This window comes from Pseudomonas sp. NPDC090208 (assembly GCF_044746785.1).
Classification (GTDB): Bacteria; Pseudomonadota; Gammaproteobacteria; order Pseudomonadales; family Pseudomonadaceae; genus Aquipseudomonas.
The window spans coordinates 527,601-540,956 of record NZ_JBIVCU010000002.1; the positions used below are offsets into that span (position 1 = coordinate 527,601).

Genomic DNA, 13,356 nt, shown 5'->3' on the forward strand with positions numbered 1-13,356 from the left:
AGTGTCATCGCGCCATCATCAAAAGAAAGCGCCGACTCTACAGCGGGTGATCGGCGCCGAGCGATAGGGCCGCACCCTAGTGTCGGCTAGGGGAATCCCCCGGTTGATCGGCGTGTCCGGGGGCTTCTTGAGAAAAGACCGGCGAGGATGAGGGCTGCGTCACGCGATCAGCCAGCCGGGTGGGCGTGAATCCGGTTGATGGCGATTTCTTCTTTTTCCGGGCGGCACAGGGACGGGCCGGCGTGAATCTGACTGGCGCGGGCGCCCACGCTCTCCAGCAGGGCCGGCGTCGGGCACAGGCTGACCGGTTTGCGCTGGTTGAGTTGGTGCACCAGAGGAAGCAGTTTCTCCAGTGGCAATGGCTTGCTGAACAGATAGCCTTGCACGTAATCGCACTGGTAATCGCTGAGGAACTCCAGCTGCGCCGCCGTTTCCACGCCTTCGGTGACCACCTTGAGCTGCAGGGTATGGGCCATGACGATGATCGCGTGGACGATCTCCATGTCCTGGGGCGAATTGGGCACGTCGATGATGAACGAGCGGTCGATCTTCACCGTGTCCAGAGGCAGGCGCTTGAGGTAGGCCAGCGACGAATAACCGGTGCCGAAGTCGTCGATGGACAGCGAAACACCGAGTTTGCGGATCTGGTTGAGCAGTTCGGCAGTGGCGCTGATGTTGCCCATCAGCGCGTTCTCGGTCACCTCCAGCTCCAGACGGCGCCCTGGCACGTCCGCTTGCTTGAGCGCGTGTTCGATTTCCTGGAGCAGCTCGGCACGGGCCAGATTCAGCGCCGAGCAGTTGACCGCGATGATGATGTTGTCGAAACCGGTGTCACGCAGTGCGGCGAGGTCCCGACACGCCTGGCGCAGTACCCAGTTGTCCAGCTCGGCGATCAGGCCATTGTTTTCGGCGATGGTGATGAAGCGGTCCGGGGTCAGCAGGCCGTGGGTCGGGTGCTGCCAGCGTACCAGGGCTTCGAGCTTGGCCACGTGGCCGCTGGACAGATCGACGATCGGTTGGAAATGCAGTTGCAGGCCCTGGTTCTCGCGCAATGCACTGCGTAGCTCTTCTTCCAGGTGCAGCTCCAGGCTGGCGCGGGTTTTCAGGCTCTCGTTGAAGAAATTCAGCGTGTTGCGGCCGTGGTCCTTGGATTGGTACAGCGCCAGATCGGCGTGCTTGAGCAATTCGTCGCAGGTGTCGCCGTCATGGGGAAACACGCTGATGCCGATGCTGGTGGTCATGACCATGCGCCGGCCGACCAGGGCGATCGGCTCTTTCATGTGGTTCATGACCCGCTGCGCCAGGAAGCGCGCCTCGTCGAGGTCGTTCTGGCCGCTCAGGTTGATCAGGATGCAGAACTCGTCGCCGCCAAAACGGGCCACCACGTCGGTGATCCGTGTCGCGCTATGAATGCGTTCGGCGATCACCTTCAGCAATTCGTCGCCAGCATCATGGCCGAGGCTGTCGTTGATGCGTTTGAAATGATCGATGTCGAGGAACATCACCGCCAGCATGCCTTTGTTCAGCTTCTGTTCGATCAGGCGCTCGGCGAAAATCTGGTTGAAACCACGGCGGTTGATCAGGTTGGTCAGGGCGTCGTAATGAGCGGCTTGCTGCAGCGATGCGCGCGCCTGATCGAGTTGCGTGAGCAGGGTGTTCACCCGGCGCAGGTCATTTTCCTTGCTCTGCAGTTTTTTGTCGGCGAGTGCGGCGCTGACGCTGCCGGCGATGATCAGCAGCACGATGAGGGTAATGGTCAGGCTCAGTTGCAGGCTGTTTCCCGCCGTTGCCGGTTGCAATTCGACGTCGTTAGGCACCATCAGGTGCAGTGCCCACATGCCCATGAAATGGGTGCTGACGATGCCCGCGCCGAGCACCAGGCTGGCACCGCATTTGAGCCACACGTGGGAGCGCCCGCTCACTTGGCGCATGTAGGTCGCCAGCACCAGCGCTGCCAGGCTGCTGGCGATGGCAATCACGATCGAAGCGACGAACCGTACAGGATCGTAATACTGCGTAGCGCCCGAGCGCAGCGCAGACATGCCCAGGTAATGCATGCTGGTAATACCCAGACCGATGCATACCGACACGATCAGGTAGTCCCGAACGGGCAGGCGCGGATGGCTCAGCGCTTTCATGGTCACCATGCCGGAGAACAGGGCCATGCCCAGTGAGGCGATGGTCACCGGCAGATCGAAGTGCATTTCCAGCGGGGCCTGGAACGACAGCATCCCGATGAAATGCATGGCCCAGATCCCCACGGCCAGGCACAGGGCACCCAGCGCGCGCCAGCGCAGTCGGGCAACGTGGCGTTCGACATGGCTAACCCTGTCGGCGATGTCCAGCGTGGCGAAGCTGGCTACGCAGGCAACGAAATACGCGAGCAGGATCAACGGCCCGCTGTGGGTGCATTCCAGCAGCATCCGGCCATGTGCAGGCATGGAAGAAAGAAAGTGCAAGCCCAGCCAATCCATAGCGTGCCTTGTCGTCCGTCAGTAGGGGGAGGGGGGAAGCCGGCCATCCCTCGGAATGAGGGATGGCAAAGTGGAATGATTATAGAGGTGTAAAGTTTTTAAACACCTTGCTGCGGACGGATGTACCAACTATTTCGACATAAGAAATCGGATAGATAGTTCCGAAAATATAAAGATCATCCCTGATCTTGTCGCCTTCTACGCCGATTCAGGCATTTGAGTGTATTCAAGCGGGGGTAGCCCGAAAGCAGCACGGGCGATATCGCACGTCGAGTTGGCTTCGCCGTTTTCCCACGAGGCGTCGAACTCGCGACATGTGGAGGAGCGTTGTCCATAAATTGAACAGCTGACGCCTTTGCCGACCTCACCCTGCAGCGCAACACAGCGCGGCGACTTCTGGTCGGTGCCCAGCATCGCCACGCGGCTGGGACTGATGCTCGTCACCAGATCATCGGGCACGGTGCCGCCGGAGGATGCGCATTCCCCCCAGAAAAAAGACACGCGAAAGTGAGAACAGCAGGCACCACAATTCAGACACGGGCTGACATCAGACATGGCTATGTACTGCAAAGAGAAGTGTTGGGGGGAGGGGGCGAAAGCGCAGCATTCTAGGCATTCCATCGGGCCTGTGAAGTGGGCTCACAAAATATTTTCGACGGTGTCCGACGTCCGGCGAGAGCGGCGTTGTCGCGGTGCGATGGGCGGGTATCAGCTTTACGAATATTTACAGACAGTCGGCCGTCCGCTGACTAGATTGCAGGTGCCGGGGCGGAAGGCCTTTGGCCAAAAACAACAATCAAAGGGACGGATGACTCATGCGTGATACCCATCAGGCGGCCAATGCGTGGCGTGTGCTGTTCCTGCTGTTTCTGGCCAATCTGTTCAATTTTTTCGACCGTACCATTCCGGCGATCATCATCGAGCCGATCCGCATGGAGTGGCGGCTGAGCGATTTTCAGATCGGCATCATCGGCACCGCCTTTACCCTGGTGTATGCCGTTGCCGGTCTGCCCCTGGGCCGACTGGCCGACACTGGTTCGCGGCGCAAGCTGATGGGCTGGGGCCTGGCCGTGTGGAGCGGGCTGACGGCGGTGAACGGGCTAGTCGGCAATTTCTGGGCATTTTTGCTGGTGCGCATGGGCGTGGGTATTGGCGAAGCCAGCTATGCGCCAGCGGCCAATTCGCTGATCGGCGATCTGTTCCCGGCCTACCGTCGGGCGCGGGCCATGGGCATTTTCATGCTGGGCCTGCCGTTGGGCCTGTTGCTGGCGTTCTTCACCATCGGTGCGATGGTCAAGGCGTTCGACAGCTGGCGTGCGCCGTTCTTCATTGCGGCGGTGCCGGGGCTGCTGCTGGCGGTGTTCATGTTTTTCATCCGTGAACCGGCCCGTGGCGCGGCGGAGACCGTGGCGATATCCCAGGAAAAGATCGACAAGCCGATTCGCCGGGTGCTCTCCATCCCGACCTTTCGCTGGCTGGTGCTGGCCGGCCTGGCGTTCAACTTTGCCACCTACGCCTGTAACTCGTTCATGGTGCCGATGCTGCAACGTTACTTTCTGATGCCGTTGCAGGAAGCGGCGATGGCCACCGGCATGATCGTCGGCGTGACCGGGCTGGTCGGGCTGACGGCGGGCGGCTGGATCGCCGACAAACTGCATCAGCGTTGGGCCAATGGCCGACTGCTGTTTGCCGCGCTGAGCATGACCGTTGCCAGCCTCTGCACAGGTTATGCGTTGCACGCCGGGCGTATCGAGATCGGTGTGTTCGTTGCGGTGTTCAGCGTCGGCTGGCTGTTCTCGTACAACTTCTACACCTGCGTCTATACAGCGATTCAGGACGTGGTTCAGCCGCGTTTGCGGGCGACGGCGATGGCGTTGTTTTTCGCCGGCCTGTACCTGTTGGGCGGTGGCCTGGGGCCGGTGGTGGTGGGCCTGCTCTCGGACCATTTCGCCCATACAGCGATGGCAGCCGCCGAGGTCGAGCAGATGAGCGAGGCCTTCAAGGCCATCGGCCTGCACGACGCGATGTACCTGATTCCGGTGGCGTTGGCTTTTGCGCTGGTCTTTCTGGCATGCGCCTCACGTTGTTTCAGTCGCGATGCGCAGCGGATGCGTGAGGGGATGGTCGCGGACGAGGCGCTGGGGCGAGGGGTGAAACCGTCGGTGGCGTGACCGTGCTAACGCTCATGTCAATGCGGCTGATTGTAGGAGCGCGCTTGCCCGCGATAGCGCCAGACCAGTCAACATAATGCCGACCAGAATGACGCTATCGCGAGCAGAGCTCCCTCCCACGGCCTTTGGCCAGAATCAAAAGCTGTCGGTGAACCGGCGTGGAATTGATGGTGGGAGCGAATTCATTCGCGAGAGGCCGGTACATCCGACAGAGATTGACCGGATTCCCCGGTTGGAACGCCGATCCCATGGTGGGAGGGAGCCCTGCTCGCGAAGACGTCAGACCAGTCAACACAATGTCGTCCAGAATGACGCTTTCGTGAGCAGGGCTCCCTCCCACGGCCTTCGGCCAGAATCAAAAGCCGAAGGTCGCAGGGCGTCAGCCGGCGACCAACACCCGGATCGCTTCCAGGCGCAGCGCTGCCTTGTCCAGCATCGCCAGACCCTGCTCACGCAGTTCGCGCAACGCCACCAGTTCGCTGTCGCGGACGGTCGGGTTGACAGCTTGCAGGGCGGTCAGGCGCGCCAGTTCTTCGTCGGTATCCGCTGCCAGGCGACGCTGAGCTTCGGCCACACGTTCGGTGTGTTTTGGCGCGACCTTGGCTTCAGCGGCGTTGATCTGCGGCGTCAACGCATCGCGCTGGGCCTGGATGAACTTGTTGGCACTGGCGCGCGGCACGCTTTCCAACTGATCGTTCAGGGTGGTGAACGACACGCGCCCCGACAGATCGTTACCGTTGGCGTCCAGCAGGCAGCGCAGGGCAGCCGGCGGCAGGTAGCGGCCCAGTTGCAGCGAACGCGGCGCAACCACCTCGCTCACATACAGCAGCTCCAGCAGCACGGTGCCAGGTTTCAGCGCCTTGTTCTTGATAAGCGCCACGGCGGTGTTGCCCATCGAACCGGACAGCACGAGGTCCATGCCGCCCTGCACCATCGGGTGCTCCCAAGTGAGGAACTGCATGTCCTCGCGGGACAGCGCCTGGTTGCGGTCGTAAGTGATGGTCACGCCTTCGTCGTCGCCCAGCGGGAAGCTGGCGTCGAGCATCTTCTCGCTCGGCTTGAGGATCAGCGCGTTTTCCGAATGGTCTTCGCTGTCGATGCCGAAGGCGTTGAACAGGGTTTCCATGTAGATCGGCAGGGCGAACTGGTCGTCCTGTTCGTGAATCGCCTCGACCAGCGCGTCGCCTTCGCCAGCGCCGCCGGAGTTGAGCTCCAGCAGACGGTCGCGACCGGTGTGCAGTTCGTTTTCCAGGCGCTCGCGCTCGGTGCGGGCCTCGTTGACCAGTGCTTGCCAGTCATCTTCATCGCCGCCTTCCAGTTGCGGCAGCAGACGCGGGCCGAACTGGTGCTGCAGGGCGTTGCCGGTCGGGCAGGTGTTGAGGAATGCGTTCAGCGCCTGGTGGTACCACTGGAACAGCCGCTCTTGCGGGCTGGTTTCCAAGTACGGCACATGCAGTTCGATGACGTGCTTCTGGCCGATCCGGTCCAGACGGCCGATGCGCTGTTCCAGCAGGTCAGGGTGCGACGGCAGATCGAACAGCACCAAGTGGTGGGCGAACTGGAAGTTGCGGCCTTCACTGCCGATTTCCGAACAGATCAGCACTTGAGCGCCGAATTCTTCGTCGGCGAAGTAGGCGGCCGCGCGGTCACGCTCAAGGATGTTCATGCCTTCGTGGAACACCGTGGCCGGAATGCCGGAGCGCACGCGCAGGGCATCTTCCAGGTCCATCGCCGTTTCGGCGTGGGCACAGATCACCAGCACCTTGACGCGCTTGAGCATCTTCAGCGTGTCGATCAACCAGTCGACGCGCGGGTCGAAACGCCACCAGCGTTCTTCTTCGCTGGTTTCGCCCTGGGCCTGGAAGCTGACTTCCGGGTACAGGTCGGCGTGTTCGCCCATCGGCAGTTCGAGGTATTCGGCCGGGCACGGCAGCGGGTAAGGGTGCAGCTTGCGCTCCGGGAAGCCCTGCACGGCGGCACGGGTGTTGCGGAACAGCACGCGGCCGGTGCCGTGACGGTCCAGCAATTCACGGATCAGACGTGCGCTGGCTTCGGTGTCGCCATCAGCCACGGCCGCCAGCAGCGCTTCGCCTTCGGCACCGAGGAAACCTTGAATGGTCTGGTGCGCTTTGGGTGACAGACGGCCTTGGTCGAGCAGTTCTTGCACGGCTTCGGCCACTGGGCGGTAGTTTTCGCTCTCGGCGCGGAAGGCTTTCAGGTCGTGGAAACGGTTTGGGTCGAGCAGGCGCAGACGGGCGAAGTGGCTGTCCTGACCCAGTTGTTCCGGGGTCGCGGTGAGCAGCAGCACGCCGGGAATCACTTCAGCCAGTTGTTCGACCAGCGAGTATTCAGGGCTGACCTTGTCTTCGTGCCAGACCAGGTGATGCGCTTCGTCGACCACCAGCAAGTCCCAGCCAGCAGCGAACAGCGCGTCCTGGGCTTTTTCGTCATCGACCAGCCATTCCAGCGACACCAGCGCCAGTTGGGTGTCTTCGAACGGGTTGCTGGCATCGCTTTCGATGAAGCGCTCGGCATCGAACAGGGCGACTTGCAGGTTGAAGCGGCGGCGCATTTCCACCAGCCACTGGTGCTGCAGGTTTTCCGGCACCAGGATCAGTACGCGGCTGGCGCGGCCCGAGAGCAGCTGGCGATGGATGACCAGACCGGCTTCGATGGTCTTGCCCAGACCGACTTCGTCGGCCAGCAGAACGCGCGGGGCGATACGGTCGGCGACTTCACGGGCGATGTGCAACTGGTGCGCGATCGGCTGGGCACGTACGCCACCCAGGCCCCACAGCGAGGATTGCAGCTGACGGCTGGTGTGCTCCAGCGTGTGGTAACGCAGGGAGAACCACGCCAGCGGGTCGATCTGCCCGGCGAACAGGCGATCGCTGGCCAGGCGGAACTGGATGAAGTTCGACAGCTGGGTTTCCGGCAGGGTCACCGGCTGGTTCTGTGCGTTGAGGCCGTGGTAGACCAGCAGCCCGTCGGCGTCCTCGACTTCGCGAACGGTCATTTTCCAGTTCTCGAAGTGAGTGATGGTGTCGCCCGGCGAAAAACGCACCCGCGTCAGCGGCGCATTGCGCAAAGCATACTGGCGGGTGTCGCCAGTGGCCGGATAGAGCACGGTCAATAAGCGGCCATCCTGTGCCAGAACGGTGCCTAAACCCAGCTCGGCTTCGCTGTCGCTAATCCAGCGTTGCCCCGGTTGATACTGCTGCGCCATGCTGCCTGACTCCCGCCTTGAAAAAGCCGACTATGGTAACGGAACGTGGCGCCCAGGCCAAAGACACAATGCAAAAACGCCCGTATTTATTGGGCCTTGACGTGTGGTCGGGCACTTGTTGCGAAAAACATAGTCGAAACTTCCGCATCTCACGGCTCAAGTCGACGAAACGGCGGCCGACAGCTTGATAACAGGAGACCATTACCATGCTGCCACCGCTGATTCCTTTGAGCGCGGCTCCCGTGACCTCGCAGCAGGACCCGGTCAAGCCGACTCCGGACATTCCTCCCGTGGCGCCGGCGCAGCCGAGCTCCAATGAAAGCACGATCAACATGGGCCAGCGCGATCCCGAGCAGGCGCAATTGCTGTTGCGCGAAGAACAACGCCGACAGCAACGGCGACGACGTGATCGACGAGTTGCCGACCGTCATCCTGATCTGAACGAAGGCCCGGCCGTTCCTGGCGACACGTTGAATGCTGACAATACGGTCCCGGTGGTCCCGATCATCGACGACGAACCGCGGCAGGGGCTGTGGGTGGATTTGAAGGTTTGAGGCTGGTCAGGGTGCATCCGATTGCGCATTATGATGGCCAACAGGCATTCGAGAGCAGCGCGCCATGAGCGACGACAAACTGGTGGACCTGAGCGCCGAACGCGCCAGGCGTATTCACGACCTCAACGACAAACGGCTCAATGAAGTGCGCCAGGCCTTCGAGCAGGCGATGCCTCTGGGCAAGAGCAAGAAAAAACCGAAAAACAAGCCGAAAAAACGCTAGATCGCCAGCTCTCTCCCTCCGTTACACAGAATCCGTCTGCCACTGCTCTTGATTGCCGTGGCATTGATCTGGATCAACATCTCCTTTGCCAAGCCTGATTACTCTGTGTCTATCCAACAGGAGCACAGCAGGAGGGGCGTTTATGTTTCTCGACCATGCAGTGATTGCCGGTGTGGCCACCGTCGGTTTGATGGTGACGTTTTTCGCCGGGCTGGGATTGTTTATCTGGAGAGACTCGCACAAGCGCGGCAGGGATTGAGTCTTTTATAAAAAGAGCACGCAAGGCATTTGGGGCGACTTCGGTTGCCCGTTTTTTTTGCGGCCTCAAAAGCGCGGTGTGTCTGATGGATTGCTGACGCAGCCTGTTTCGCCTCGCGGCGAGTTACGCGGACCCTTGTAGGAGCTGGCTTGTCCTGCGAGCGGCGAGGTACTCGTCGTAAAACCTGTGCACTCGGTTTGTCTGGTCTTGCGCTGTAGCTGCTAACGCAGCCTTGTTTCGCCTAGCGGCGAGTTACTTGGAAGAGCCCCAAGTAACCAAGGGCTCTTTACCCCGCCATACGGCACCTCGCTAATGCTCGGTGTTCCCTCACACAGGCAATGCTCCGTGGGCACGCCGCGAATGGGCCATCCATGGCCCACGCGGCTCTCGCGACATCCTGTCGCTCAACCCACTCCACATCGCCTGCGTTCGGCCTTCTGGAACGGGGCCCAAGATCAAAATCAAAAGCCAGATCAAAAGCCGGCGAAACCCAAACTCCTGTGGGAGCGGGCTTGCCCGCGAAGACGTTCTTGAAATCGCCACCGCCGGCAAGCCGGACTGCTACGGGTGGGTGAATACCATCTGCTTTTGCTTCTGGCCGAAGGCCGTGGGAGGGATTATGTGTTTTTGCAGCAAATGGCACTGTTTGCCGAAATCCAGCAAACACCACATTTCCGCGGGAGGGAGCTCTGCTCGCGATGGCGTCGGGCCAGTCAACGCAATTGTCGACTGACCCACGAAAGCACCTGTTCGCCCAACCTCGAATCGGCCTCAGCCCACGGTAATGGTCGGCAGTTCGGTCAGGTTCACGGTCTGCTCTTTACGCGGTGCCAGGATCTCGGCTTCGCCTTCGACCACCAGTTCGTCGTTCTGGTTGTAGACGTTGGTGGCGATGCGCACTTTGAACTTCGGCAGCTTTTCCAGGATTTCCAGGCGCACGGTCAGTGTGTCGCCAATCTTCACCGGCTTCTGGAAGCTCATTTTCTGGCCCAGATAAATCGTGCCCGGCCCAGGCAGTTCGCAGGCCACTGCCGCGCTGATCAGCGCGCCACTGAACATGCCGTGGGCGATACGGTCCTTGAACATGGTTTTCGAGGCGTATTCAGCGTCCAGGTGCACTGGGTTGCGGTCGCCGGACATTTCGGCGAACAGCTGAATGTGGCGCTCTTCGACCGTCTTGGTGTAACTGGCCTTCTGGCCGACTTCAAGGGCTTCGTACGGCGTGTTGGTGACTTGAGTCATGTTGCGGTCCTGTAACGTCAAGGGTGAATTGAACAATTCTGTCCGGTCATTCGCTGCGGCGAGGACGTGGCTGGGTCAGCGCACGGTCCAGCCAGCCCAGCAGGTCGCCGGTGACCTCGTCGCGGTTGGTTTCGTTGAAAACCTCGTGCCGCGCCTGCGGGTAAATCTTCAGCTCCACGGCCTGATGATCGGTGCCGCTCAAGGCGTCGGCCAGATCCTTCAGACGCTTGCCTTCGCTGACCGGATCACATTCTCCGCCAATGATCAGCATCGGCAGGCTCTTGTCGATCTGCGCCAGGTTCGACAGTTTACTGATTTGTTGCAGGCCGCCGAGCATGTCCAGCCAGAACTGGTTGGTGCAGCGGAAGCCGCACAGCGGGTCGTTTATGTACAGATCGACTTCCTGCGGGTCGCGGCTGAGCCAGTCGAAGCGGGTGCGCGCCGGTTTGAAGCGATTGTTGAACGCGCCAAATGACAGGAAATCGATCAGCGCGCTGCGCCCGTCCGGGCCCTGGCGCCAGCGCTCCAGGCGGGCAACCACGGCGGCGCTGCGGTACAGCGACACCGGCTGGAGATTCGAGCCGCTGAGCACCGCACCCTGCAGGCTGGCGCCGTGGTGCAGCAGATACGCCTGGGCGACGTAGCTGCCCATGCTGTGGCCGAGCAGAAACACCGGCGTGTCCGGGTGGCGGCGGGTGATCGCGGCGTTAAGGCTGGCCAGATCACCGACCACCTTGTTCCAGCCGTCGTGGTCGGCGTAATGACCGAGAACGCCATGCGCGGCGGTGCGTCCGTGGCCGCGCTGGTCGTGGGCGTACAGGGCGAACCCGGCTTCGCTCAGGGCCGCGCCCAATCGCGCATAACGTCCGCTGTGTTCGGCCATGCCATGGGCCAGCATGACCACCGCCCGCGGATTGCCCAGCGGCAGCCAGACATTCACGTACAGGCGGTTGTGGTCGTTGCTGTCGAGCCAAAATGCGTCGTGTCTCATGGCGTTTCCCTTGCCTGTAAAGAAATGTCTCGAAAAAGGCTTCGTCGAGGCTGTTTTACAAGTGTATAGCCGGTGACGAATGGCAGCCCGATCACCTGCAAGATTCACGTCATTGATGACGGCGAATGGCCTATTTGCCTTCCTGGTGTTAGCTGCTAACGTCCGCCAGACACCCCGCTTCGCGCGCCGGGTGCGGCACTCTCAGGTAAGAGGATAAAAAGAACATGCAACCTGACTTCTGGAACGACAAGCGCCCGGCGGGCGTCCTCAACGATGTGGACCTGAAGGCCTACAAGTCAGTCGTGGAAGTGTTCGAGCGTTCCTGCAAGAAATACGCGGACCGGCCGGCCTTCAGCAACTTGGGGGTGACCCTGACCTACGCCGAACTTGAGCGCCATTCGGCGGCGTTTGCCGCTTACCTGCAACAGCAGACCGAACTCAAGCCGGGCGACCGCATCGCCGTGCAGATGCCCAACCTGATCCAGTACCCCATCGCCGTGTTCGGTGCGATCCGCGCCGGGCTGATCGTGGTCAACACCAACCCGCTGTACACCGCGCGGGAGATGCGCCATCAGTTCAAGGATTCCGGTGCCCGCGCGCTGGTGTACCTGAATATCTTTGGCAAGAACGTCGAAGAAGTGCTGCCGGACACCGACATCCAGTACCTGATCGAAGTGAAGATGGGCGACATGCAGTCCGCCGCCAAGGGCTGGCTGGTCAACACTGTGGTCGACAAGGTGAAGAAGATGGTGCCGGCCTACAACTTGCCCCAGGCCGTGTCGTTCAAGAGCGTGCTCAAACTGGGGCGCGGCGACCATCTGCAGCGGGTGCAACTGGATCTGGAGGACATCGCCGTCCTGCAATACACCGGTGGCACCACCGGCTCGCCCAAGGGCGCGATGCTCACTCATGGCAACCTGGTAGCCAACATGCAGCAGGTTTACGCCTGCATGCTGCAGCACGATCCGAAGGGGCAGCCGATCTTCCGCCAGGGCAGCGAGATCATGGTCGCGCCGCTGCCGATGTACCACATCTATGCGTTCACGGTGAATTGCATGTGCATGATGGTCAGCGGCAACCACAACCTGCTGATCACCAACCCACGGGACATCGGCGGCTTCATCAAGGAGCTGAAGAAGTGGAAGTTCTCGGCGATGATCGGCCTCAACACCCTGTTCGTCGCGCTGATGGAGCACCCGGACTTCAAGAGCCTGGACTTCTCCAGCCTGCGTCTGACCAACTCCGGCGGCACCGCGCTGGTGAAATCCACTGCCGAGCGCTGGAAAGCCTTGACCGGTTGCCCCATCGTCGAAGGCTACGGGCTGACCGAAACCTCGCCGGTGGCCACCGCCAACCCCTACGGTGACCAGTCCAGGCTGGGCACGGTGGGCATGCCGGTGCCGGGCACCACGGCCAAAGTGATCAATGACGAAGGTGTCGAACAGCCTGTCGGCGAACGTGGCGAACTGTGTCTCAAAGGGCCGCAGATCATGCTCGGTTACTGGCATCGCCCCGACGCCACCGCCGAGGTGCTGGACAGCGAGGGCTGGCTGAAAACCGGCGATATCGCGGTGATCGACGCCGACGGCTTCATCAGCATCGTCGACCGCAAGAAAGACCTGATCATCGTCTCCGGCTTCAACGTCTATCCTAACGAAATCGAAGACGTGGTCATGCGCCATCCGAAGGTCGCCAACTGTGCGGTCATCGGCGTGCCGGACGAGCGTTCCGGCGAAGCAGTGAAACTGTTCGTGGTGCCGCGCGATCCGGGCCTGACCCAGGAAGAACTGAAGGCCTACTGCAAGGAGAATTTCACCGGCTACAAGGTGCCCAAACAGATCGTTCTGCGTGAATCGTTACCGATGACGCCTGTAGGAAAGATCCTGAGACGCGAGCTGCGCGACATCGCGTGAGGTCTTCGGAGATGGATGAAACGGCGTGTTGATCACGCCGTTTTTGCGTCTGGGCGACGGAAATAAACGTCCTTTAGCCGTCCGGCTTACCGGCGAAAGTGCCCGTAAATTCGGCACCGCAGGCCATCAAGAGGAAAGCGGCAGAGATACAAATCATGGTCATTTTCGACAATTAGGTTCATTGCTCTAAAAGTGACCGTAAAATGTTCAAGAGTCGAGTTTATGACTGTAGGGCCTGTTATAGGCTCTTCTCGCCCTCTGGCAAAGCTGCTACGCTCGGCCCGCTTTTAGTTCTGTCGATGC

At 60.9% G+C, this 13,356-nt stretch carries 10 protein-coding genes; 5 read left to right on the top strand and 5 right to left on the bottom strand.

The window, feature by feature from the left end; translation table 11 throughout:
* Positions 1–167: 167 nt before the first annotated feature.
* A complete protein-coding gene (locus tag ACIPL0_RS05435; protein WP_400592640.1) occupies positions 168–2,474 on the bottom strand; it encodes a putative bifunctional diguanylate cyclase/phosphodiesterase in 2,307 nt (768 codons plus the stop codon).
* A 198-nt stretch (positions 2,475–2,672) separates the two neighbouring features.
* Complete coding sequence (locus tag ACIPL0_RS05440; RefSeq protein WP_400592637.1) at positions 2,673–3,029, bottom strand: YkgJ family cysteine cluster protein; 357 nt, start codon at positions 3,027–3,029, stop codon at positions 2,673–2,675.
* Between the two features lie 260 nt (positions 3,030–3,289).
* Between ACIPL0_RS05440 and ACIPL0_RS05445 the strand changes: the two genes are divergently transcribed.
* Entirely contained in the window at positions 3,290–4,645 is a 1,356-nt protein-coding gene (locus tag ACIPL0_RS05445; RefSeq protein ID WP_400592635.1) for a spinster family MFS transporter, read from the top strand.
* A gap of 379 nt (positions 4,646–5,024) precedes the next feature.
* Here ACIPL0_RS05445 and rapA read toward each other — a convergent pair whose 3' ends face one another.
* Positions 5,025–7,871 carry an RNA polymerase-associated protein RapA gene (rapA, locus tag ACIPL0_RS05450; protein WP_400592632.1) on the bottom strand — a complete coding sequence of 949 codons (2,847 nt, stop codon included), beginning with the start codon at positions 7,869–7,871 and terminating at the stop codon, positions 5,025–5,027.
* A 206-nt stretch (positions 7,872–8,077) separates the two neighbouring features.
* On the opposite strand from rapA, the gene ACIPL0_RS05455 reads away from it, so the two are divergent.
* The 3 genes from ACIPL0_RS05455 (at position 8,078) to ccoM (ending at position 8,907) form a co-directional block, all read left to right on the top strand.
* Entirely contained in the window at positions 8,078–8,425 is a 348-nt protein-coding gene (locus ACIPL0_RS05455; protein ID WP_400592629.1) for an aspartate-semialdehyde dehydrogenase, read from the top strand.
* 64 nt (positions 8,426–8,489) lie between these two features.
* Positions 8,490–8,648, top strand: coding sequence for a hypothetical protein (locus tag ACIPL0_RS05460; RefSeq protein WP_400592627.1), 159 nt, complete (start codon positions 8,490–8,492; stop codon positions 8,646–8,648).
* 142 nt (positions 8,649–8,790) lie between these two features.
* The gene (gene ccoM, locus ACIPL0_RS05465; RefSeq protein WP_400592624.1) at positions 8,791–8,907 is read left to right on the top strand and encodes a cytochrome c oxidase subunit CcoM; all 117 of its coding nucleotides are present in this window, start codon (positions 8,791–8,793) and stop codon (positions 8,905–8,907) included.
* A 771-nt stretch (positions 8,908–9,678) separates the two neighbouring features.
* Here the strand turns inward: ccoM and ACIPL0_RS05470 are convergent.
* Together ACIPL0_RS05470 and ACIPL0_RS05475 are read right to left on the bottom strand one after the other, a co-directional pair.
* Positions 9,679–10,149 (bottom strand): MaoC family dehydratase, encoded by a 471-nt coding sequence (locus ACIPL0_RS05470; RefSeq protein ID WP_400592622.1) that lies wholly within the window; start codon positions 10,147–10,149, stop codon positions 9,679–9,681.
* 46 nt (positions 10,150–10,195) lie between these two features.
* Complete coding sequence (locus ACIPL0_RS05475) at positions 10,196–11,140, bottom strand: lysophospholipase (protein WP_400592620.1); 945 nt, start codon at positions 11,138–11,140, stop codon at positions 10,196–10,198.
* Between the two features lie 224 nt (positions 11,141–11,364).
* Between ACIPL0_RS05475 and fadD2 the strand changes: the two genes are divergently transcribed.
* Positions 11,365–13,053, top strand: a complete 1,689-nt coding sequence (gene fadD2, locus ACIPL0_RS05480; protein WP_400592617.1) for a long-chain-fatty-acid--CoA ligase FadD2 — start codon at positions 11,365–11,367, stop codon at positions 13,051–13,053.
* The last annotated feature ends 303 nt before the right edge of the window (positions 13,054–13,356 follow it).